Annotated in this window: 21 protein-coding genes and 2 pseudogenes; 10 read left to right on the top strand and 13 right to left on the bottom strand. The window is 68.4% G+C overall.

The window, feature by feature from the left end:
* Positions 1-207: 207 nt before the first annotated feature.
* The 7 genes and pseudogenes from ACIBLC_RS33370 to ACIBLC_RS33340 all read right to left on the bottom strand — a co-directional run bounded on the left by ACIBLC_RS33370 (position 208) and on the right by ACIBLC_RS33340 (position 6832).
* The gene (locus tag ACIBLC_RS33370) at positions 208-1104 is read right to left on the bottom strand and encodes an arginase family protein (RefSeq protein WP_399215110.1); all 897 of its coding nucleotides are present in this window, start codon (positions 1102-1104) and stop codon (positions 208-210) included.
* A 295-nt stretch (positions 1105-1399) separates the two neighbouring features.
* Positions 1400-1750 (bottom strand): EthD family reductase, encoded by a 351-nt coding sequence (locus ACIBLC_RS33365; protein ID WP_399215109.1) that lies wholly within the window; start codon positions 1748-1750, stop codon positions 1400-1402.
* 224 nt (positions 1751-1974) lie between these two features.
* Positions 1975-2904: a helix-turn-helix domain-containing protein gene (locus tag ACIBLC_RS33360; protein ID WP_399215108.1), complete on the bottom strand. Its 930-nt coding sequence runs from the start codon at positions 2902-2904 to the stop codon at positions 1975-1977.
* A 170-nt stretch (positions 2905-3074) separates the two neighbouring features.
* Positions 3075-4094, bottom strand: a complete 1020-nt coding sequence (locus ACIBLC_RS33355; RefSeq protein ID WP_399215107.1) for an ABC transporter permease — start codon at positions 4092-4094, stop codon at positions 3075-3077.
* Positions 4094-5329: an ATP-binding cassette domain-containing protein gene (locus tag ACIBLC_RS33350; RefSeq protein ID WP_399215106.1), complete on the bottom strand. Its 1236-nt coding sequence runs from the start codon at positions 5327-5329 to the stop codon at positions 4094-4096. The genes ACIBLC_RS33355 and ACIBLC_RS33350 overlap by 1 nt, the downstream gene beginning before the upstream one ends.
* Positions 5330-5360: 31 nt before the next feature.
* Positions 5361-5723 (bottom strand): annotated as a pseudogene (locus ACIBLC_RS33345) (ATP-binding cassette domain-containing protein); the annotation flags it as partial.
* Positions 5724-5728: 5 nt separating this feature from the next.
* Complete coding sequence (locus ACIBLC_RS33340; protein WP_399215104.1) at positions 5729-6832, bottom strand: sugar ABC transporter substrate-binding protein; 1104 nt, start codon at positions 6830-6832, stop codon at positions 5729-5731.
* 785 nt (positions 6833-7617) lie between these two features.
* On the opposite strand from ACIBLC_RS33340, the gene ACIBLC_RS33335 reads away from it, so the two are divergent.
* Positions 7618-7992, top strand: coding sequence for an STAS domain-containing protein (locus ACIBLC_RS33335; RefSeq protein ID WP_399215103.1), 375 nt, complete (start codon positions 7618-7620; stop codon positions 7990-7992).
* On the opposite strand, the gene ACIBLC_RS33330 is transcribed toward ACIBLC_RS33335, so the two are convergent.
* Positions 7968-8822, bottom strand: coding sequence for a helix-turn-helix transcriptional regulator (locus ACIBLC_RS33330; protein ID WP_399215102.1), 855 nt, complete (start codon positions 8820-8822; stop codon positions 7968-7970). The genes ACIBLC_RS33335 and ACIBLC_RS33330 overlap by 25 nt on opposite strands.
* A 157-nt stretch (positions 8823-8979) precedes the next feature.
* On the opposite strand from ACIBLC_RS33330, the gene ACIBLC_RS33325 reads away from it, so the two are divergent.
* The 6 genes and pseudogenes from ACIBLC_RS33325 (at position 8980) to ACIBLC_RS33300 (ending at position 13084) form a co-directional block, all read left to right on the top strand.
* Positions 8980-9858, top strand: a complete 879-nt coding sequence (locus tag ACIBLC_RS33325) for an alpha/beta hydrolase (protein ID WP_399215100.1) — start codon at positions 8980-8982, stop codon at positions 9856-9858.
* Positions 9859-9956: 98 nt separating this feature from the next.
* A pseudogene (locus ACIBLC_RS33320) lies at positions 9957-10336 on the top strand (PPOX class F420-dependent oxidoreductase).
* A 204-nt stretch (positions 10337-10540) separates the two neighbouring features.
* Positions 10541-11527, top strand: a complete 987-nt coding sequence (locus ACIBLC_RS33315) for an alpha/beta hydrolase (RefSeq protein ID WP_399215099.1) — start codon at positions 10541-10543, stop codon at positions 11525-11527.
* 128 nt (positions 11528-11655) lie between these two features.
* Complete coding sequence (locus tag ACIBLC_RS33310) at positions 11656-12003, top strand: DoxX family protein (RefSeq protein ID WP_399215098.1); 348 nt, start codon at positions 11656-11658, stop codon at positions 12001-12003.
* Positions 12004-12049: 46 nt separating this feature from the next.
* Entirely contained in the window at positions 12050-12577 is a 528-nt protein-coding gene (locus tag ACIBLC_RS33305) for a cupin domain-containing protein (RefSeq protein ID WP_399215097.1), read from the top strand.
* 147 nt (positions 12578-12724) lie between these two features.
* Positions 12725-13084, top strand: coding sequence for an IS3 family transposase (locus ACIBLC_RS33300; protein ID WP_399215096.1), 360 nt, complete (start codon positions 12725-12727; stop codon positions 13082-13084).
* A gap of 205 nt (positions 13085-13289) precedes the next feature.
* Here the strand turns inward: ACIBLC_RS33300 and ACIBLC_RS33295 are convergent, their stop codons facing one another.
* The gene (locus ACIBLC_RS33295; protein WP_399215095.1) at positions 13290-13868 is read right to left on the bottom strand and encodes a TetR/AcrR family transcriptional regulator; all 579 of its coding nucleotides are present in this window, start codon (positions 13866-13868) and stop codon (positions 13290-13292) included.
* A gap of 118 nt (positions 13869-13986) precedes the next feature.
* Between ACIBLC_RS33295 and ACIBLC_RS33290 the strand changes: the two genes are divergently transcribed.
* Positions 13987-14937 (top strand): SDR family NAD(P)-dependent oxidoreductase, encoded by a 951-nt coding sequence (locus ACIBLC_RS33290; protein ID WP_399215094.1) that lies wholly within the window; start codon positions 13987-13989, stop codon positions 14935-14937.
* Positions 14938-15201: 264 nt separating this feature from the next.
* Here the strand turns inward: ACIBLC_RS33290 and ACIBLC_RS33285 are convergent, their stop codons facing one another.
* A complete protein-coding gene (locus ACIBLC_RS33285) occupies positions 15202-16272 on the bottom strand; it encodes a helix-turn-helix domain-containing protein (protein ID WP_399215093.1) in 1071 nt (356 codons plus the stop codon).
* 151 nt (positions 16273-16423) lie between these two features.
* On the opposite strand from ACIBLC_RS33285, the gene ACIBLC_RS33280 reads away from it, so the two are divergent.
* Positions 16424-17386 (top strand): alpha/beta hydrolase, encoded by a 963-nt coding sequence (locus ACIBLC_RS33280; protein ID WP_399215092.1) that lies wholly within the window; start codon positions 16424-16426, stop codon positions 17384-17386.
* On the opposite strand, the gene ACIBLC_RS33275 is transcribed toward ACIBLC_RS33280, so the two are convergent.
* Positions 17328-17594: a hypothetical protein gene (locus tag ACIBLC_RS33275; protein ID WP_399215091.1), complete on the bottom strand. Its 267-nt coding sequence runs from the start codon at positions 17592-17594 to the stop codon at positions 17328-17330. The genes ACIBLC_RS33280 and ACIBLC_RS33275 overlap by 59 nt on opposite strands.
* Positions 17595-17801: 207 nt before the next feature.
* On the opposite strand from ACIBLC_RS33275, the gene ACIBLC_RS33270 reads away from it, so the two are divergent.
* Complete coding sequence (locus ACIBLC_RS33270) at positions 17802-18071, top strand: hypothetical protein (protein WP_399215089.1); 270 nt, start codon at positions 17802-17804, stop codon at positions 18069-18071.
* A gap of 598 nt (positions 18072-18669) precedes the next feature.
* On the opposite strand, the gene ACIBLC_RS33265 is transcribed toward ACIBLC_RS33270, so the two are convergent.
* Together ACIBLC_RS33265 and ACIBLC_RS33260 are read right to left on the bottom strand one after the other, a co-directional pair.
* Complete coding sequence (locus ACIBLC_RS33265) at positions 18670-19851, bottom strand: sensor histidine kinase (RefSeq protein ID WP_399215088.1); 1182 nt, start codon at positions 19849-19851, stop codon at positions 18670-18672.
* A 232-nt stretch (positions 19852-20083) separates the two neighbouring features.
* A complete protein-coding gene (locus tag ACIBLC_RS33260; protein WP_399215087.1) occupies positions 20084-21124 on the bottom strand; it encodes a zinc-binding dehydrogenase in 1041 nt (346 codons plus the stop codon).
* Positions 21125-21457: the final 333 nt, after the last annotated feature.

The following is a 21457-nucleotide window of genomic DNA, read 5'->3' as shown; positions in this document are numbered from 1 at the left end:
TCCGGAGCGGCGCGGCCTGGTGCCCGAAAGGCCGGCCGGAGCGTGCCGGGAACGCCGACCGAATCTCCGCGTCGGCCTTACGTTTCGGGTGGTCGCAGCCGTACAACCTCGTACAGATGCGATCAGGGGCACGTCATGAGCAAGGCCGCATTCTTCGGCACTGGCCTGCGATCTCGGCGACGGTTCGATGCAGCGGCGCCCCGGCCGTCAGAGCAGGGGCAGCCCGTCCACGAGCCGCTGGAGTGCCATTACCTGTCGGGGGATGTACTCGGCGATGGTGAATCCGACGACCTCGGCAGCCGCGTCGATGTCGGTGATGAGCCTCCGAACCTGTGCGGAGGTAAGCCCTCCCGGCTCGATGCCCAGCCCGAGCAGCGCTTCGTCGCTGTCGACGACGTCGACGTCGAGGTGGACGGCGACTCGGCTGCAGCCGGTTGAGGCGAGCCACTCCAGCAGTTCGTCACTCGTCGAACGCAGGTCCTCCGGCGAGAAGGTGGAGATACCCCACTTCTCCGCGTTGGGGAAGTCGTCTTCCGTCCACGAATGGAGGCCGGCGAGGGCCACCCGGGAGGCCGGCACGGTAGCGGGCAACAGCGCCTGGACATCGTCGTCGCCGTGTCCGCACAAGGTCGCCAACGCCATCGCGTGGTAGCCGTGGTACTCGCTCTCCGGCGTCCCGACGTCGGGATGCGAATCGATCCAGATGACGGCGAGATCGTCGCCGTACCGGTTGGCCAGTACGGAGAAGGGGGCCACACTCACGGAGCACTCGCCGCCGATGGTGACGATCTTGTGGGTGTCGTGCTCGGCGATGACGCCCAGTGCTCCTCGAAGCTGGGAGACCACGGCGTCCTTCGCGTCGACACCGTCGCGGGTCTCCAGTCCCTCCGAGCCGAGCGTGACCGGCACTACGGCGGACGGGCCGTCGTGCGCGGGCAGGACGGCTTCGAGCACCGTCGTTCCGACGGCGTACCCACGGTGCGCCTCGTCGAGTGGTACCTCCGGGAAGAGCGCGCGCACGACATCGGGGCCGGCGCCCTGCCACTGGGGCCAGACGAGGCGGAGGGTCGACGTCGAGGCCGAGCCGGCGGAAGCGGGGATCACAGTGGTGTCCTTTCGGTGTGGGGGGTTGCGGAGACCTTGGATGAGAGGGAGGGGGTGTTGGGGGGAGCGGCCGGCACCAGGGCGGACCCGGCCGCGATGTCCACACCGCGCATGAGCAGGACGTGGCAAGGGCCCGGGACGGCGAGACCGACCACGAAGGCGTGTCGGCGCCACCCAGGGCCGACGCGATCGGACCCGTGTACGGGGAGTCGCTGAACAACGGGACCATCACGACGAAGCCCAGGCCGTAACTGATCAGTCCGCGGGCGCCCCACCGGCCGTGGATACCTCGTGCTCATGCGAGGGATCCGTCGAATCGCTGGGACACGTCGGCGGCGATCGACAGCACGCTGGGCCAGTCGATGAACTTGCCCGTGTCCTCGTCGACGAGCCGGCCCTCGGGCGAGGCGAACGCCGCATCGGCCGCTTCGCGGGACGTGAACGTGTAGATCGACAGTGCGTCGTAGTCGGGGAACGACTCGGGCGTCGTCCAACCTCCGGCGCCGTGGCGGATGGGTGCCTGCTGGTACGACACGAGTCCCGGCATCCGGGACGCGAGGTCGTAGTGCGTCGTGCGGTAGTGCTCGAAGAACTCCTCCGCGGTCATGCCGTCGACACGTCGGGTCAGGAAGGCGATCGTGAACATGGAGCGACCTTTTCTGGGGTGGGTGCCGGCGGCCCGCCGCCGCCGTCGACCGCGCCTTCACCTGCGGGTCGGTGCGTCCGAGTAGACCCCACGGCCTGTCGGCGATCCATCCTCAGGACCCAGTCTTACCGGGAGTTCACGACCTTGGAACCGCTCCTGCCGAGAAGGTCGAGCGCCCACCGATTTCGACGATTCCGCGGCGCGGACGCCGCTGCGCGTGCGGCTCAGCGCTGTCCGAACCCGTTCCTTCGCGCCTCGAGCGGGGTCTCGCCGAACGCCCGCCGATACGCCCGTCCGAAGGTGGACGGGTTGGGGTATCCCCACCGTGCCCCGATGTCGGATATGGGGACGCCGGCGAACCGCGGGTCGACAAGTTCCTGGCGGGCGCGCCGCAGGCGTTCCCGCCGCAGGAACGCCGCCGGTGAGTCGTCGGGCTCGAAGACCGCCGTGAGCTGACGGACGGACATCCCGTTCGCGGCGGCGACCCGCTCCATCGTCAGGGTCGGATCCGACAGCCGCGCGAGGAGGAACTCCTTGACCGCGTGCAGCCGCGTCTCGTTCGACCACGATCGGAGGTCGAGTCTGGCTTCGGCCGCCATGACGGCGGCGCTGCGCAGCAGCTCGGAGGCCGCGTTTCCGACACCGAACCGCTCGGCGTCGTGCTCGGAGCCGGGATCCGAGGTGATCTCCTCGGCGAGGAGACGGAAGACCCGAAGGGGGGCGAGGGTCATGCTCAGGTCGTGGAGCCTGATGTGGGCCGCCCTCGACCGCGGGGGAAGCACTTCGTGGCGCGGCACCATCGTGACGATCTGCTGGCCGCCGCTGACGATCCTGTAGGGGACGGAAGGATCACAGAAGGTGGCATGGCCGGCCCGCAGCAGCAGCTGCTGTCCCGCCTGCTCGATCCGCGCCTGACCTGCCAGCTGGATGAGGAAAAGGAGGTCGTCAGAGGGTGCGGAGGCGATCAGACCCGGTGTCCGCTGGAGGCCGGAGACCCCGGTTTCCAGTTCGGCCAACCGGATGCCCCGGCCGATCTCCGTCAGGCGACCGGTGGCGGTGAACCCCTTGGACACCGAGTTGAGCGAGAGTACGTAGAAGCTCTTACTGACGAAGTGCTCCCACTCTCCCGGGCCGGTAACCCGCAACAACTCCATGGAGGCATTCTCCTCCGGACGAGCCCCACGCGAAACGCGTTACCCGGAGTGCCGTCGATGAGCAGGTCACGTCCGATGAACTTCCACGGACGCAACCGATGAGATGACGGGATCACGGCTGCTCTCCATTTCGTGCCGGAGGACATGCCCACATTCCCTATGGGTGCGCTTCAGTGGCCTCCCTGACGAGTGCGACGTCGACGTGTGAGGATCCCAGCCACCGCCACCGAGACGATGAGGGCTCCTCCATTGAAGATGTTGGTCACCCAGGTCTGCGCCCCGAGAAGTGTCAGACCGTTCGAACCGACGGCCAGGAGAAAGACACCCACCACCGTCCCCCAGACGTTGAAGAACCCCGGCTTGATCGTCGTCGCCCCGAGGAAGGCGGCGGCGTAGGCGGGGAGCAGGAACTCGGGCCCGAGAGAAGGCGGGGTGCTGCCGGCGCGGCTGGCGTACAGGCCGCCCGCGACCGCGGCGATCGCCGAGGCCAGGACGAGCGAGACGGCCATCAGGCGGGCGGTGGGGATACCGCTCAGCTGCGCCGCCGGGCGCCCCAGGCCGGTTGCCCGCGCGTAGCGCCCGAACGGGGTCTTCTCCATCGTGAACCAGAGCACTAGCGACGCCGCCACGAAGTAGGCGAGGACGACCTGGACCCCGCCTACCCGGGTGGTGGTGAGAGAGGCGAACGAGTCCGAGGAGAGGACCAGGAGTGAGCTGTTCGTCAGCAGGAGGTTCCCACCGGCCAGCAGCGTGGCGGCGCCGAGGGTGGCGATGAAGGCGTTGATCTTGAGGCGGATCACGAGTACGGCGTTGACCGCGCCGACGAGGATTCCCACGAGCACCGCGACGGCGATCACGGCCGGCAGCGGCACGCCCGCGTTGGACAGCCAGATCGAGGTGATCGCCGAGAAGCCGAGCGTGGCGCCCAGCGACAGGTCGAACTCGTTGACCGTCAGCGGCAGGACCGCGGCCAGTGCGAGGAGACCCGGGATGGAGTAGTCGGCCAGCACGGCGCGCGCGTTGTCCCAGGTCGGGAAGGTCGTGGGGGCGAGCACGGCGAACACGGTGATCAGCAGGACCAGGAAGAGCAGGACCCCGTAGTTCGACAGAACGGAGCCCAGGGCTGCGCCGCGGGACCGGGCGGACTGCTCGACGACGGGCTGCTGGGCCCGGGCGGCGGTGGTGGTCATCATTTCTCCGCGGGGATGAGGGAGGCGGTGTGCTCCGACGCGTGAGCACACCGGAAAGTGAGGGTGTCTTCCGTCAGATCGGCGCCGGTGAGCTCTCCGGCCACGACGCCCCGGTCGAGGACGAGAACCCGGTCGCAGAGATCGACGAGTTCCTGGTTGTCGCTGGACGCGACGACCACGGCGACGCCGGTGCGGGCGCGTTTCCGGATCAGGTTCGCGATTTCCTCCTTCGCGACGACGTCGATGCCCTGCGTCGGCTCGTCCAGGAGGAGGACGGATGTGGCGCGGTCCGATGCCCGGGCGACGACGACCTTCTGCTGGTTGCCTCCCGACAGGGACTCCACGGTGGTCGACGGATCGGTCACCTTGACCGAGAAATCGGCCACCAGCGTCGCGGCCCGACGTCGCTCCGCGACCACGTCGATGACGCCGGTCCTGCGGACGAAGGAGCCGAGCGAGCCCAGGCTCAGGTTGTCCGCGACCGACATGGGCAGCACACAGCCGTCGCGGCGCCGGTCCTGGGGCACGGTCGCCACCCCGGAACGGAGGGCCTGCCGAGGTGCGCCGGGGGCGTAGGGTGCGCCCTTGAGACGCAGGGTGCCGGCCAGCGGCTGCTGGGCACCGCCCAGGATGCGCACCAGCTCGCTCCGACCGCATCCGACCAGACCGGCGATGCCGACGATCTCACCGCTCGACACGACCAAGGACACGTCCCGCAGGCGTCGACCGACGAGGTTCTCGGCGACGATCACGGGTGTGCGGCCCGCGTCCGGCCGGCCGCCGCGCCGGGCGGCACCGGACCCGGACCCGGCACCGTACTCGGACACGGACCCGGACCCGTACTCGGACTCGGTCTCGACTTCGCGGCCGACGATGCGCGCGACGAGTTCCTGCGCCGTGTGGGTGCCGATCGGCTCGTCCACGACGAGTCGACCGTCGCGCAGGATCAGCATGTGATCGGCGATCCGCAGGACCTCGTCGGTGCGGTGACTGACGTAGACGACGGTGCCGCCCAGGCTGCGCACGTGCTCGACGATGCCGAGCACGCTCTCGACCTGGTCGGCCGGGAGCGAGGCCGTCGGTTCGTCCAGCACGAGGATCCGATGACCGATCGTCTGCTCCGAGATCCCGCCGGACTCGTTCAGCGCGCGGGCGATGCCCACCATCGTGCGGGTCGACGGGGCGAGCTCCTCCACCCCCTGATCGGGTGTGGCGTCGACGCCGAGGAACTCCATTGTCGAGGCGACCTGTTCGTGCAGGCGGCGCGTGTCGATCGCGCGCAGTGCCGCCCCTGGTCGGGAAGCGACTGACGAACGCGAAGTTGTCCGCGACCGTGAGTTCCGGCACGAGCCCGAGGTCCTGGTGGAGGAACCGGAATCCGTGGGCGTGGGCGGCCTCGGGCGTTGCCGGGAGCCGGATCTCGTCACCGAAGACCCGGAGAGAGCCTCCGTCGTCGGGCGCGTGGATCCCCGCGAGGACCTTGATGAGCGTGGACTTGCCCGATCCGTTCATCCCGAGGAGCGCGGTGACCCGGCCCCGCGGGATCCCGGTTGTGACCTCGTCGAGAGCGCGCTGTCCGCCGAACGTCTTGCTGACCGCGGTCAGGGCCACGGCAGGTGCGGTGGTCATCGCAGTCACTTCCAGCGGGTCAGGTACGTGGACTTCCAGGCGACGTCGCCGTCCCATGGCACCGTGGTGATGGTGTCCTTCGTCATGAGCTTGTAGGGCGCGGCGATGTTGAGCTCGGGTTCGCCGCCGCCGAAGACGCGGTCCATCTCGTCGAGGGACTGGTAGGCGAGCCACTGGCTCTCCGCGGCGACGTCCGCGGTCTGGACGCCGCCGGACCGGATGGCTTCGAGGTTGGACTTCAGTCCGTCCGTCGAGACCATGCTGATCGAGTCACCGTTGGCCGATCGCTCGATCACGGGCTCGATGCTCGATGCGGCGGCGTCGTACGCCGCCCAGACCGTGTCCGTGTCCGGGTGAGCGGCCAGCGCCGACTGCACCTGCGTCGGGAGACCACCGGAGAGGTCGGCGATCTGGAAGCTGATGTCGTCGGTGATCATGCAGCCCGGGCAGAACTCCTTGAGGCCGTCGACGAGACCCTTGTGGATGTCCACCACAGCCTTGAACTCCGGGTCGTTCACGAGCAGTACCTTGGCCTTGCCCTTGCTCTGCACGGTGATCTGGGCGGCCAGCAGCCGTCCCATCCCGGTCGCGGACGGCTCGATGTCGGTGTCGAACTGGCCCTTGACGTTCGTCCCGCCTTCGACGTTGACGGTGACGAGGCCGGCGGCGCGAGCGTCCTTGAGCGCGGCGCCCAGGGCTTCCCCGCTGCCGGCCATGAAGAAGATCCCGTCGGCACCGAGGTTGATGGCCGTTTGCACGGCGGCACGTGCCTTGTCGGGGTTGCCGGCGGGGTCGATCATCTTCGTGGTCCAGCCGACGGCTCTCGCGGCCTCGGCGAAGGCGTCGACCCCACGCTTGCAGTTCTCCGCGGCGTACGCGCAGGGCACCGTCACGATGAGCTTCCTGGCCGAGATCGGGTTGGCGCCTTCGGGGAGTTCGGAGGCAACGGTGTCGGCCGAGTACTTGGTCGTGAGAGCGGTTGCTGCCTTGATCCCGGCGGAGGCCGTGGCGGGATCGACGTCGACGGCGGATCCGGCGGCGGATGAGCATGCCGATGCGGTGAGCAGGGTGACGAACGAGAGACTCGCGAGAAGGAAGGGGCGTTTCACGGGAACTCCGAGATCGGGCGCGGAAGGGTGGTTGGCGGTCAGTAGACCCGCACGCCTCCGCTACTCCAACGGGAGCAGAACCGATGTCCCATGCTTTTACCCAGAATCAACGCAGCCTGCCGAGAACGTCGAGCCGTCGCCGTTTTGGACCAGCTTCAGGCTTCACGGCCGTCCCAGGACACGCCGGTCTCAGGCCCTGAGCCGCTGAGCGCGGTCTTCATGGCACATCTGCTGAAGGAGCGAGAGGACCACGGCAGCCGGCGCCTGTCCCAGGCGGTCATCGGGCCGGACGGCGATGGCGATGTGGTGCCGCTGACTGTCCGATGGGCGCGGACAAAGTACATTCCACCAGCACCTCACAACCGGCCGATGCATCGTTCTGCATGACCAGCACCATCACCGGCCACAGTCGACTGCGCGACAAAGGCCGTCCGTGACAGCGACGGTGCCGGACCGGAGGAGTGGCTCGTCGCTCGGCGCGCTGCAGAGCAGCAGGCCGCTGCGGAGTGGGCCGAGCAGTTCGAGATGCCGCCGCTGGAAGGCGCCGAACGCGCCCGCGACCGGGGCCAGCGCTCCCGCCGCGAACTGGCCACCCGCGCATACGCGGCCTTCGTCACCGAGGGCTTCCTTATCAGGTTCAGCGTGTCTGGATGGCGATGACGGCGAGCATGTCGAAGGCGAGACGGCGCGTGGTGAGACTGTGCCGGTCGCTTCGCCGGTAGGCAAGAACGCTTCTACGATGAGGTCCTTGTGTTCTGAACGGCGGTCGGGAGGCGTGGCGGCAGGTGTTTTCGGTTCAGGTCAGGCCGGTGGCAGGGGCTGCGGTGTTCCAGCTTCGTGGGGAACTGGACCACGAGAGCGTGGTGCAGCTGGACGAGGCGGTGGAGACGGTGTTGGCCGCGCGGTCGGCGCCTTGGCTGGTAGTGGTCGACTGCACCTTCCTGTCCTTCTGCGACTCGTCCGGTATCGGAGGCCTTGTGCGGATCTATCAGCTCTTGTCTTTGCGAGGAGGGCAGCTGCGGTTGGCGGCCGCATCCACATCAGTTGCCAAGGTGTTCTCGCTGACCGGACTGGATGCGGTGATTGCCATGTCCTGCTCCCTCTGTCACCCCATCGGTGATCACTTTGAAGACGCTCAGGGGCTGGTCGGGGTGCTCTGAGGCTGAAGACGACGAAGCGCGTCCAGGCTGTGGGTTCCCGGCGGAGCTGTCATCGCCATCACGATCTGGTTGTCGTCTACGGTGCGGAGCACCTGCCAGTCCAGTGAGTAGCGGCCAGTGTCGGGGTGGGTGAGGGTTTTGGTACCGGTGAACTGGTAGCTGGTGTGCTGTTCCGCCCACCAGGTGCGGAAGTCCAGGTCCCGGAGGGAGAGCTCACCGATCAGGGAGGAGACTCTGGGTTCGCTGAGTCCGTCGGTGGTGGCGCGAACGAACCCGACGCAGATCCGTGCGAGGTCAGGCCAGTCGACGTAGCGTCCGCGGACCTGAGGGTCGAGAAAGAGCATCCGCAGGAAATTACGTTCATGGCGAGGCACTTCAGCGAAGTCTCGGAACACGGCAGTAGCGAGCGGATTCCAGGCCAGGATGTCCATATAGCGGCCGAGGACCATGGCGGGAGTGTCGCGAAGGTTGTTCAGCAGCTGCTCAAGCTGCGGGCATGCACGTTCCAGGCCTGGGCTCCTAGGCAGGTGCCGCTGGTGGTTCTTGTTTGCGAGCTGGAACAGGTAGTTACGGTCGTCCTCGCCCAGGCGCAAGGCTTCGGCGAGGGCGCTCAGGACGGCTACGGAGGCTCCGGCGAGCCTGCCTTGTTCCAGGCGGGTGTAGTAGTCGGTACTGATCATCGCAAGCCGAGCCACTTCCTCACGGCGCAGGCCCGGGACACGACGCGGCTGCCCGGCGCCGGGCAGCCCGACGGCGTCGGGTTCGAGGCGACTGCGATGCGCTTTGAGGAAGGCCCCGAGCTCTCGGGGACGGTCGCTGCGTGGAGTCATGGCCCCATCTTCTACCTGGGATGAATCGACAGGAAGAGCGATTTTTAACCTAGGAAGATCTTTTCCTAGGAAGACTCTTTCCCCTGTTCAGGGCACTGTTCGGGCGCAATGCTTGATGTTGAGCCCGTAAAAACTTCCCTGGAAGGGCACATCGTCCATGCGTACCGACATCACCTTCAAGAGCAATGGCAACCTTATAGTGGGGCACCTTTACGTTCCTGAGGGTGTTCCCGGAGCGGCCCCGGCTGTGGTGGTAGTGGGAGCGGCCTCGGGAACCAAGGAGCAGTCCCCGGCCGCCTACGCCACCCGCCTGGCCGGGCTCGGCTATGTGGCGCTGGCGTTCGACCACTCCACCTACGGTGACAGCGAGGGCTTCCCGCGCTGCGACGAGAACCCCTTTGCCAAGTCCGAGGACATCAAGAACGCGGTGACTTTCTTGCGTGGCCGGGAAGAAGTGGACCGTGACCGTATCGCGGCCGTCGGTGTCTGCGGCGGCGGTGGCTATGTGCCCTACACGGCTGTGGCTGACCGACGGATCAAGGCGGTGGCCACGGTCAGCGGTCTGCCTGACCTGCGAGGCACGATTACGAACGGCTACGCGGGGGACTGGCGGGACACGATGGGCTTGGCCCAGAGTGCACGCGAGGCGCATGCCCAGGGCGATGAGGCGCAGTACCTGCCGTTCATGCCGCCGGGCGACGCGGGTGAGTGGGTCAACAACGGCAAGAAGTACTACCTCAGTGATCGCAACCAGGACCCCGCTTGGAAGAACCAGCTCCTTGTCTGGTCCTACGACAAGATGGTCCAGTTTTCCGCTCTCGATGTCATCGAGCTCCTCGCCCCCACTCCGCTCCTGCTTGTCGCAGGCTCCGAGGCAGAGACTCTCCAGCAGAGCCAGGCCGCGTACGACAAGGCCCACGAGCCCAAGGAGCTGTTCCTCGTCAAGGGCGGCACCCACTTCGACTTCTACGACCGTCCTGAGTACGTCGATCCGGCAATTGCCAAGATCGACAGCTTCCTGCGCGCCTACCTCTGAGACGTCCCGCCCTGCTGGCATCGCTCACCCGCTGCAGCAGCGAGACCGGTGCTGTCCAGCCAAGCACCCGACATCACGGAGAGAAAGGTCCTTGAGCCATGGACAGCTCGGAGCTGAAGAGACTCGGAGCAGGCCAGTACTTGCTGGTCACCAGCCATCGTCAAGACGGGACCCCTGTCGCCACGCCCGTCTGGTCAGTACGCGATGGCAACACCCTCGGCATCTGGACAGCCGCTGATTCCTGGAAGGTGAAAAGGATCCGGGCACGTAGTGACGTCCTCGTCGGCTCCTGCGACCTTCGCGGCAACCCCCTCAGCGCCCCGGTCAGGGCCACAGCCGAGGTCTGCGACCCCGCGACCACCGCACGCTCATCGCCCGCAAATATGGCATGACCGGCCGTCTCACCCTCCTCAGCAGCCGCCTCCGCCGAGGCGTCAACGGGTCGGTCGGTATCCGCATCACCCTCACCACGCCGTGAAAGCTGCCACGGCCCGGACATAGACGCATACAGGCGCAACTGGTTGTCGAAGCAGTTGCTCCGCGCCTGTCCGTTCAGAACAAGACCAGGCGCGGAGCAACTGTGAGCGGCCCCTCGTGTGCAGGATCCAATGCCCTGCGGGCGGTGACGAGCCGGCTGAGCTCGGGTTCCCGTCTGTCAGAAAACGCCTGATCTGGAGAGAAGATGACGTACGCAATTGACCCCGAACTCGATGCTCTCCTGGCGTTACTGCCTGCCACCGATGTGGGATATCCATTGAAAGCACGGGCTGATCTGCGCTCTTTCATCGATCGACTGCCCGCGCCTTCGCTTGATGGCCTGCTCGTTGACAACGCCCTGGTGCGCAGCCTTACGGAAGATCACGAGGTTCCGGTCCGTGTTTACCGTCCTGCCGGGCAGGCTGACGCCCCTCGTCCGGCGATCCTGTACATACATGGCGGCGGCTTCGTCACGGGTGATCTCGACACAGAGGAAGGCAGTGCTGCCACCCTGGCCCGGGCCCTGGAAGCAGTCGTTGTGTCCGTGGACTACCGGCTTGCCCCGGAACACCCGTATCCCGCCGCCTTGGAAGACTGCTACACGACTCTGGTCTGGCTCGGCCAGCAGGCTGATGAGCTCGGCCTGGACCCAACCCGTATCGCTGTTCACGGCCAGAGTGCCGGGGGAGGGTTGGCCGCCGCTGTCGCACTGCTCACCAGAGACCGCAGCGGACCGCAGCTCGTGTTCCAGTTCCTTGGCATTCCCGAGCTGGACGACCGTTTGCAGACCGTCTCCATGCGCGCGTACGTCGACACCCCAGTCTGGCACCTCGCCAACGCCGAGAAGAGCTGGGCCGCCTATCTGCGGAAGACCACGCAGCCTGGCTCGCCCGATGTTCCTGTCTATGCGGCCCCGGCCCGAGCTGAGAACCTCACGGGGCTCCCGCCCACATGCGTGACCCTCTGTCAGTTCGACCCACTCCGGGATGAAGGCATGGAATACGCGCGCCGACTGGCCCAGGCCAATGTCCCCGTGGAACTGCACCTGTACCCGGGCACCTTCCACGGAGCCGCAGCGCTACCGCAGACCGCCGTGTCTCAACGGATGAATGCCGACACTCTCGAAGTCCTGAAGCGCGCCTTCGGCCTCGAGACCCCCGAGGTGCCCGCTGTTGTCGGTGCCGCCGAATAACCGCCGTCCTGGAGAGGGCTGCCGGGTCCGCCCCGCCCTCGGCTCAGCACGTAGACGTCACAGCTCACCAACTACTCCACAACCGTATAGGCGCCTTTGAGTGACCCCACTCCTGCCAGGAGGATCCCATGTTTATCGCAACCGTAGCCGTGTCTGTCCCACTAGCTCTGATCCTGCTTTTCTCCGCACGCGGCAAGCTCGTCCGAGACCCGATGCAAATGAAGACACTCGAACGCGTAGGATTCCCGGAAAATCAGGTGAAGCTGCTGGCCGCCGCGGAAATTGCTGGCGCCGTGGGTATTCTTCTCGGCCTGGCGTGGTGGCCACTCGGCGTAGCCGCCGCAATTGGGATCGTCACCTACTTCAGCGGTGCCCTCATTTCTCATCTGCGCGTACGTGACTGGAAGTTCGCTCCTGTTCTTATCCTGCTACTCGCCGGCGCGGCAGCGCTGCTTTTGCGTCTCGCGTCGCGCTGATCAGCCCTCAGGAAGCCAACCCGAACGTCGAGAAGAGGAAAAACCCATGACCTTCGTATTACCTCGCGTCCCCGACCAGGAGGACCCGCGTTGGACACGTCGAGATGGTATTTTTGTCCGCCGTGACGAAGGCGTCACCAAGTGGATGACGGGCGACACGACAACGGTCAAGATCAGCTCAGCTCAGACCAGTGGCGCTCTGGGCGTCCTTGAGACCTCGGTCCCGCCCGGCGGTGGTGCACTACCGCATGCCCACGGCCGCGAGGAGGAAGCGTTCTACGTCCTCTCCGGTGATTTCGACTTCGTCAACGGCGACGAGATAATCCAGGCGGGACCTGGGGACCTGCTCTTCGTTCCGCGGGGAAACCGGCACGGCTTCACCAACACCGGCGCCCTGCCGGCCAAACTGCTTACATTCATCATGCCCGGAGGCCACGAGGGCTTCTGGCTCGACAACGGCACCGACCCCCAGCCAGGCAAGTCTGCACCGCCCCTCGGTCCAGAAGGATTCGCCGCCCTCGCCCAGGAACTGGTGAGGCACCAAGTCACCGTCATGCCCGATTCTGAATCGTGACTCTCCCTACGCTCTGTATGGGGGCGCCAGGAGAGCTACGGCCGAGCGCGAAGAGCTACGCCGGCTGCGGAGGCTGGCGGCCGAGCAGGCTGAGACGGTGGAGGTGCTGCGAAAAGCGGCAGTCTTCTTCTTGAAGGAGAGCGATCGATGAGCGAGGTGTATGCGTTCGTCGAGGCGGAGAAGACCACCCACGATGTTGCTCTGCTGTGCCGGCTGCTGAAGGTGGCCCGGTCCTCCTTCTACGCGTGGCCGGCCGGTGAGAAGGCGCGCTCGGCGAGGAAGGCCGCCGACAACGCCCTGGCCCACGAGATCACCGTGCTGCACCTCGCCTCCCGCGGTGCCTGCGGGGTGCAGCACATCCACGCCGGGCTGCACCGGCTCGGACACCGCGTGAACCGCAAACGGATCGAGCGCGTCATGCGTGAACGCGATATCAGAGGCGTCACGCGGCTCAGACGCAAGGGCCTGACCCGCCCGGCCAAAGGGCGGTGCCCGCCCCGGACCTGAGCGCCTGCGACTTCACCGCGAGCGCACCGGGGATGAAACTGGCGACATTCACCTACATCCCCTACCGACGACGGCTGGGTGTATCTGGCGCTGGCCGGACCTCGCGGCCCGCGAGGTCGCTGGTTACTCGATGGCCGACCACCACCCCGGCCGGTGTTCCGGAATCGTGCGGTCGGGCCGTACCGGCCCGACCGGGGCGGCGATCTCAGCAACTCCGGTACGTCAGGCCGTCCATCAGCAGGTTGAGCAGGCGGTGCGTCCGGTCGGGCCGGTCCAGCTTGTTCGCGATCAGCGTGAGGCCGGCAAGTGACATCAGTACGTCTTCCGCGTCGGCGTCCGGACGGATCGACCGGTCGGCGACACCGGCCTCGACAAGCCTGGCCAGGGCGCCGGTGAGCAGGTGGCGGGAGTGCGTCCGCAGCTCCCCGCCGTCGGCCAGGACGGCGTGCAGGGCGTCGGCCATGCCGTGCTTGGTGGTCATGTGGTCGGCGAAACGGCCCATCCAGCTGCGCAGCGCCCGGGCAGCGGGTGTCTCCTGGGCGAGCAGGGTGTCGGCGGCGTCGCACAGCTTGGCCGTCTCGTTGCGGTACGTCGCCTCCACGAGGCTTTCCCGGGTCGGAAACCGGCGGTAGAGCGTGCCGATGCCCACGTCGGCGTCCTTGGCGATGGCCTTCAGGGACGCCTCGGAGCCGTCCCGCGCGAACGCGCGCGCCGCCGCTTCGAGCAGGCGGTTCCGGTTCTCCCGGGCGTCGGAGCGCAGTGGCCGGGCTTTGTCCGGGGGCACCTCGCACCTCGCCTCTTGACTCGTAACGCTGGACCAACTGGATTCGGCTCCGCATATGCTGACGAGCAACCGGAGCTGGCTCCGGTTGCTCAGGCTACGCGAGTGAGGAGCAGCTTCCATGCCCAGCAACCTCATCACGACCGGGTTCGGTGCCGATTCGACCGCCATGGACGTCGTCGCGGACATCGATCTCGGCGGCAAGCGGGCCGTCGTGACAGGCGGTTCGTCCGGCATAGGCGTCGAGACCGCCCGCGCGCTGGCCGCCGCGGGCGCCGAGGTCACCCTCGCCGTCCGCGACCTCGTCGCCGGGCAGCGGACCGCCGACGACATCTCGGCCACCACAGGGAGCCGCGGCGTGCACGTCGCCCCGCTCGACCTCGCCGACCAGACCTCTGTCGCGGTGTTCGCGGCGGACTTCAGCGGGCCGCTGCACATTCTGGTCAACAACGCCGGCGTGATGGCGCTGCCGGAGCGCCGCCTGATCGGCAAGGACTGGGAGACGCAGTTCGCCGTCAACCACCTCGGACACTTCGCGCTCGCCGTCGGCCTGCGCCACGCGCTCGCCGCCGCGAACGGAGCGCGGATCGTCTCGGTCAGCTCGCGCGGGCACCGCCTCACGCCCGTGCTCTTCGACGACCTGCACTTCTCCGTCCGCCCCTACCAGCCGTTCACTGCCTACGGCCAGTCGAAGACCGCCAACGTCCTGTTCGCTGTGGAGGCCGGCCGGCGCTGGACCGACGACGGGGTTACCGTCAACGCTGTCCACCCCGGCGTCATTCATGACACCAGCCTCGGGCGGTACCGGGCCGCCCGCGCGGGAGACCCGCCCGCCGTCGGCAACTACCACGTCAAAACCGCCGCCCAGGGCGCGGCGACGAGCGTGGTAGCAGCGGCCTCGCCCCAGCTGGCAGGCGTCTACGGGCGCTACTTCGAGGACTGCAACGAAGCTCCCGTCACCGACGTGGACACGACCGACCTCACCAACCTCGGCCCCGGTGTCGCGCCCTACGCGGTCGACCCCGCTCACGCCGAACGCCTCTGGGAGGTCTCGTCGAAGCTGCTCGCCTGACACCCAGGCCGCGTGCCGCCCGCGCCGGTCGCCGAAGACGCGTCGGCCCTGTGACCGCTTCCCCCAACTCGCAGCCGCCGTTAGGCGCTTGACTCCGGCTGTACGTGACGGTGACCTGCCGGTCGAACTGCTGAGCGCCGTCTCCCGTGCCCCTCTGTGTCTCGTCTCCGGCAACGGACACCGGAGGCGGTCGCCGGATGTTGGACGACGTCGGGAACGGACCGCCGCGTGTCGCAGGACACGGTCGGTGCCGCTGTGGTCCCGCTACTCGGCGGTGTCGCGCAAGTGGTGCAGGAGCAGGGCCAGTTCGAGGCGGATGCGGCCGATGGGGACGGTGAGGGGGAAACCCAGTCGGGTCTCGGCATGGGCGAGGCGGGCGGCGACCGTGCTGTGGTGGCGGTGGACCTCGGTGGCTGCCTTGCGGGTTGAACCGGTCGCGCAGAAGGCGATCAGGATCGAGAGCAACTCCTCGCCCTGCGGCTCGGCTGCGATCCCGTCCAGGACGGCCAGGTCGGCGACCTCGGCGATGTCCTTTGCCCGCAGCCGGGCGAGGGCGGCCAGCGCCCCGAGCTGGTCCGCGTGCACGACCGCGGGCCAGGACCGCCCCGTGCGCACGAAGCGCAGTGCGGTGCGGGCCTGCCGCCAGGACGCGGGAGCCTCGGCGGCGGACAGCGCGGGACCTGCCCCGATGGCCAGGCCCGGGGGTAGCCGGTCGGTCACGGCGGCCGGGAGCGCGGGGGACAGGGCGGCGTGTACCGGGCCGAGGCAGGCTGCCCGTACATGGGCTCCCGATTCCCGCAGGGCGGTGAGCAAGCGCTTGATGGCCTGTGGTTCCCCGGTGAGGGCCAGGGTGTGCAGCGGGGTGGCCGGCTCGTATCCCAGCAGGCGTAAGGCCCGGGCGCGTTCGGCCTGGCCGGCGCTCTCCGACAGCGCCAGCTCCAACAGGGCTGTGTCGCCCAGCCCGGTCAGCGGCCCGCGCGCGGGGTCCAGGAGCGGCGCGACGGCGATGGCGAAGCGCTCCAGGAGGATCTCGTCCAGGGGCAGTTGGGAACCGGTCCGTTCCAGCCAGACGAGGCTGCCTGGCGAGAGCTCGCGGGTGGAGGCCGAGTCCGGAACCGCGTCGGCGGTGACCACGGCGTCCCCGTCGGAACGCAGGCACACGCCCAGCTCCGTGTCCGCCACGCCGACCGGGCACTCGGCGAGGCGGGCGGTGGAGCACAGCGCGGCGGGCAACGGAGCGCGGCCGGCGATCAGCCCGTCGAAGAAGGTGACCACGCGGACGATGTTCTCCGCGTCGGCGTCGAGCTCCGACAGCCGCAGCAGCAGGGTCCTCATGGGTGCGAGGCTACGCCCGACAGTTGTCGGGTGACGGGTGGCCGCTGTCCGCCGGATGACGGGTGGTGGGGCCCCCGTGGCCGGCGCAGGATGGGTGATCAGCGTCGGTCCGGGAGGGATCGGCGCAGGACATGAGCGCGAGGAGTACGACTTGCCCTACGCCCTGGATCCCGAACTGGCCCCCTGGGTGGCCATGCTTCCCGCGGTGCCTTTCGAGGACCTCCCGGCGGCCCGTGCCCAGGAGTCGCACCTGATCACGACGCTGGCGCGGCGCGAGACCTCGTTCCCCGTCGAGGTGCGGGAGGCGAACGTGCCGGGCCCCGAGGGGGCCCCCGACGTGCCGGTGCGGATCTACACCCCGAAGGGCGCCGAGGAGACACGGCCGGCGCTGGTCTACTTCCACGGCGGCGGGTTCTGCCTCGGCAGCACTGCTCTCTCTCACGGTGGGACCTCCATGTTCGCGGCGGAGTCCGGCGCGGTGGTGGTCTCGGTGGAGTACCGGCTGGCTCCCGAGGCACCGTTCCCCGCCGGGCTCGAGGACTGCTACGCGGCGCTGACATGGACGACCGCGCACGCCGCCGAACTGGGCGTCGACCCGAACCGGATCGGCGTGGGCGGCGACAGCGCCGGCGCCGGACTGGCGGCCGCGCTCAGTCTGCTGGCCCGGGACCGGGGCGGCCCGGCGCCGTGCTTCCAGTACCTGGGCATGCCGGTGCTGGACGACCGGCTGGCCACGCCGTCGATGCGCGCGTTCACCGACACCCCGGGCCTGCGGCGGGCCGACGTCGAGCAGTGCTGGGACTACTACTTCGGCGGTCCCGGGATCCGCGGCGGCGACGACGTGTCCTTGTATGCGGCGCCCGCTCGCGCCGAGGACCTCTCCGGGCTGCCGCCGGCGTACGTGGCAGTCAACGAGTTCGACCCGCTGCGCGACGAGGGACTGGCCTACGCCCAGCGTCTGGTCCAGGCGGGTGTCCCGACCGAACTGCACCTGTTCCCGGGGACTTTCCACGCCTCGACCGCGGTGATGGACGCGGAGGTCAGCCAGCGGATGATCACCGAGGCGGTCGGTGCGATGCGGCGCGGACTGCGGGCAGGAGGGCGGGCCGAGTAGCGGGGGAGAGGGTGAAAGCTGTGAGCCGCTGGGTTCCTGCAGCCGCGGCCCTGTCGGACATCGGCCGGCCCTCGGCGTCCCGGGCGGTGAGGAGGTCGCTGATCAGGTCGTCGCCGGGCCGCACTCGCTGGCCGTCGATGAGTTCGGTGAGACAGGCGGTGAACTCGACCCGCGCCACGTCGACCTCGACCCTGGTGAACTCGGTCATCGTGAAGCAGGACGTCGGACCAGTGCGCGACCTTCTCGTGGCCACTCTCCGGAACGCCGAGCATGTCGCAGATCACCTGCACCGGCAGGGGAAGGCCAGGTGCGTGATGAGGTCCGCCGGCCGGCTGGCCGTGCGCCGGCATCCCGTTCGATGAGCCGGTCGGCCGTCGCCTCGATACGCGGCCGCAGCACGGCCATTCGTCCGGCCGTGAACGACTTGCCGACCATTCGCCGCCACCGCTCGTGGCCCTCGGCGGCGAGCGCGTGGTCCATCGGGCTGTTGAATGCCCCGCACGAATCGACGACGGCGATCCGGGCCGCGCCGGGCGCGTTCAGGTCGCGGGTGAACCTCGGGTTCGCGAGTATGTTCCTGACGTCCTCGTACCGCATGACCAGCGACACCTCGTCCCCGCCGGGCAGTGTCACCCGCGCCACCGGGCACCTCTCCCTCAACGGGGCCCACTCCGGCGGTGCCTAATGGGCGGCGGGGACGGGGATGGGATAGGCCAGGGGGTGTTCGCTGGGTACGTCCGTCACCGCGAGCTGCGGTACGGAGACCTCATGCGGATTGCCGGGGCGAGCTCAAGTGGTCAGCGCATCACTGCTGTTCAGGAGGCCGACGCCTGGACCTCTGCCGGAGTTCGGTAGCCGTGGGTCTTGCGCGGACGGTGCTTGACTTCGTGGGTAATCGCGTCGAGGTCGGCCTGGCTGAACGTGAGAAGGGTAGGAGCAAGGCGGGCGGTGCGGCCCTCACACCCGGGCCGCTGGACGTCACCAGTGAGGACTCCGCGCGGACCTGGGCTGACGAGGCCGTCGATGCCTCCGCGGCCTCGACATCCTCTACACCAACCCGGCGCCGTCCGTTTCACGATACGCGCCCGTTGGTCTCCGTGTGGCTGGCCGCGCACTTAGAGGGCGTTTGATCTAGGAGATAAAGGGCAACTCGCCTAGATCAAACGCCCTCTGAGGGTTCCTCGACCACCGCGTCGACAACATCGCGCTACCGCTGGTCAGTTGATCGCCGGGGCTCGCCTCGGCCCGGCCAGGTCGCTGCCGCTGATCCGAAGCCGGGACGGTCAGGTCGGCACGATTTCCTCGTGGGGGCCGGAGTGGGGGTGCAGGGGCAGTTCGATGACTACTTCGAAGCCGCCCTGGGGACGATGGCCCGCGCGGAGACGGCCGCCGGCGGCGTGGGCGCGTTCGCGCATGCCGATGAGTCCGTAACCGCCGGCCGGGACGGGGGAGGAGGACCGTGCCGGGCTACCACCATTGGTGACGGCGATGTCCAACCGGTCCTCCGAGTAGGTGAGACGTACCTCGGCCGAGCCGCCGGTGGCATGCTTGGTCACGTTGGTGAGCGCCTCCTGCACGATGCGGTACGCCGTGACATCCGCGCCGGGGGAGAGGGGTTGCCGTTCTCCTTCGGTGGTGACGGTGACCGCGAGCCCGGCGCTCCGGAAAGAGGCGGTCAGGTCGGTGAGTCGCGCGAGCCCGGGGGCCGGCTCCTGAGGCGTCTCCACGTCGTCCGCGTGGCGCAACAGGCCGACGGTGGTCTTGAGTTCGCGCACAGCCGTGTAGGTGGTGCCGGCGAGGACGGTGGCGATCTTCTCGGCCTCGTCGGGCCGGTCACGTATGAGACGGGCGACGGCGCCGGCCTGGATGTTGGCCAGGACGAGGTGGTGGGCGACGACGTCGTGCAGGTCACGGGCGATGCGCATGCGCTCTTCGGTGACGCGGTGCCGCGCTTCCTTCTCCCGGGCTCGTTCCGCGTGCTCGGTGCGGAGCCGGGTCGCGGTACCGAGAGAGGTGGGCAGCAGCAGCCAGGCGGCGGGGCCGAGAAGCTTGAGGACCAGCGGTTCGTTTCCGGGGCCGACGGTCAGTGCCGTGCCCAACAGCAGTGCGATACCGGTGAAGGTGAAGGTGTTCGCGGTTCTCCGATTGGTGTGGGCGGCCAGCGAGTGCAGCGCGACCATGAGAGGTCCCAGCAGCACGACGGTGAGGATATAGCCGAGCGCCGCCATGGCCATGGCGCAGACCGTGGCCAGTACCACGGTGGTGCGGGGACAGTTGCGGCGCCACAGCAGAGCGGCGCAGGAGACGCCCGCCAGCAGCACGCCGGGCCACCATGGGACGTCCAGGTCACCGCCCGGGAACGTGATCATGCTGCCGGGGAAGGAACAGGCGAAGAGCGCGGCGGAGACGGCCGCATCGACGATACGGGGGTGGCCGCGTGACCGCCGCCACAAGTTGTTGATCATGGAGTGGGGTTCCTGTCCGATGGTGCAACCGCGGTGGCGCGACGAATCAACGGGTCGTTGAGGGATGTTCGTGCGGGTTGGGCGCAGCGGCCTCGGACGGAACAGCCGGTCGTGTGCTGCGCGCGGTGGTGACCAGGGGCCACTTCTGCGGCGAGGAATCGGGCCTGTGCGGATTCCTGTCGCCGGCTTCGGTCGACGGCAGGAATCCCCGGACGCCTGTTGCCACCTGCCGTTACTCGTCGAAGGTGACGACGACCTTCTCGGCGGCTCCGGGGGTCAGTGCGAGCTCGAAGGCGTGCTTGGCCTCGGAGAAGGGGATGCGGTGGCTGATGAGCTTGGCGAAGCGTTCGTGGTGTTCCACGATTTCGGGGGTGACTTCGAAGATTTCGGTGGGGTAGCCCTGGGAGGCGATGAGGGTGAGTTCGCTGCGGAGCATGCCGCCGAGGTCGATGTCGGCGCCCTTTTTCTGTACGGCGACCATGACGAGCTTGGCGCCCCATTTGGCGGAGGCGATGGTGGTGTTGAAGACAGCGGCGACTCCGGCGGCGTCGATGTAGATGTCGGTGCCGGGGCGGGGCTGGCCAAGTGCGTTGGAGGCTTGGCCGTGCAGTTCGGTCAGGTGGGCGGTGACGTCCTCGGTGGCCGAGTTGATGACGGCGTCGGCGCCGATGGCGAGCGCGGTCTCCAGGCGCTCGGGGATCACGTCGGCGACGACCACGTGCTCGACGCCGCGCAGCTTGAGCCAGATGGTGGCGCCGAGTCCGATGGGGCCCGCGCCGAAGACGATGACGGTGTCGGTGGGCTTGGCTTCGGACCGGTTGACGGCGTGGCGGGCGACGGCCATGGGTTCGTTGAGGGAGGCGACGTCGAAGGGGATGCCGTCGGGGAAGACCGCGAGGTTCTTGCCGATCTCGGCGTTCTCGATGAGGAGGTATTCGCTCATGGCGCCGTGCGCGCCGCCGCAGCCGATGATGCCGGACGGGACGCCCTGCGGGTTGACGACGACCCGGTTGCCGGCCTTGAGGCCGGTGACCTCGGCGCCCACTTCGACGATTTCGCCGGCGGGTTCGTGGCCGAGGGGGAGGGAGATCATGGAGCCGTCGGGGCTGCCGATGGGGGTGCCGCCGAGGTGGAGGAAGAAGGTGTCGGTACCGCAGATGCCGCAGGCGCGGATCCGTACGAGTGCGTCCTTCGGCCCTGGGACGGGGCGTTCGGTGTCGACGACGTCGATCGTGCCCACCGCGCCGGTCCTGACGGACTTCATCGTGGCCATGAGGGTCTCTCTTTCTCGAGCTGATGGAGATAGATGTGTCAGAGCTGGAGTGGGCCCTGACGGGTTATGGCGAGACGTGCCCCGACCGGAGTCGAGGGCTGCCCTCGGATGGCGGCACATCCGCTGTCGACGGGCTGAATGGCGCCGCTGATGTTGTTCGCGGTGGCCGGAGGTGAGTGGGCCGCCATCGGACCGGCGGTGCGGGAGGCCTCCGGCGTGACCAGTGGTTCCTCGGGCCCGGCGGCGGACGGGGGGAGTGCTCCGGCCGCCGGGCCCGAGGTCGCGGCCGGCCCCCGCCCCCCCCGGCCCCGCGCGGCGGGGGGTACGCCCCGC

The organism is Streptomyces sp. NPDC050535 (assembly GCF_044457665.1).
Taxonomy (GTDB): domain Bacteria; phylum Actinomycetota; class Actinomycetes; order Streptomycetales; family Streptomycetaceae; genus Streptomyces.
The sequence above is the reverse complement of the archived record's forward strand: the minus strand, read 5'-3'. Positions and strand labels throughout refer to the sequence as shown.